At 48.6% G+C, this 624-nt stretch carries 1 protein-coding gene; it reads left to right on the top strand.

The window, feature by feature from the left end:
• Nucleotides 1–624: hypothetical protein (locus SORDD05_RS10145; protein ID WP_196757202.1), on the top strand; the 624-nt coding region annotated here is incomplete at both ends.

Genomic DNA, 624 nt, shown 5'->3' with positions numbered 1-624 from the left:
CCAAAGCGCTTCAGCATCAGTAAGTGCAAGCATCAGTGCAAGCCAATCAGCTTCAGCATCAGTAAGTGCAAGTCACTCAGCATCTGTATCAGCTAGCCAATCAGCCAGCGCCTCTGTATCAGCAAGTCAAAGTACTTCAGCTTCAGTATCAGCAAGTCAAAGTGCCTCAGCTTCAGCATCTAACAACCAGAACTCAGCTTCTATCTCAGCAAGCGCGAGCCACTCTGCGTCAATTAGTGCGAGCCAAAGCGCTTCAGCATCAGTAAGTGCAAGCATCAGTGCAAGCCAATCAGCATCAAGCTCAGCAAGTGCTAGTCAAAGTGCTTCAGCAAGTGCAAGCGACTCAGCATCTGTATCAGCTAGCCAAAGCGCATCGGCTTCTGTAAGTGCGAGTCAATCAGCAAGCGCATCAGTAAGTGCTAGTCAATCAGCATCTGTATCATCTAGCCAATCAGCTTCAGCTTCAGTATCTGCAAGTCAAAGTACTTCAGCATCAGTAAGTGCTAGCCAAAGTGCCTCAGCTTCAGCATCAAACAACCAGAACTCAGCTTCTATCTCAGCAAGTGCGAGCCACTCTGCGTCAGTATCAGCAAGCCAAAGCGCTTCAGCATCAGTAAGTGCTAG

Origin of the sequence: Streptococcus oralis, assembly GCF_001578705.1 — a bacterium.
Lineage (GTDB): Bacteria > Bacillota > Bacilli > Lactobacillales > Streptococcaceae > Streptococcus > Streptococcus oralis_J.
The sequence above is the reverse complement of the archived record's forward strand: the minus strand, read 5'-3'. Positions and strand labels throughout refer to the sequence as shown.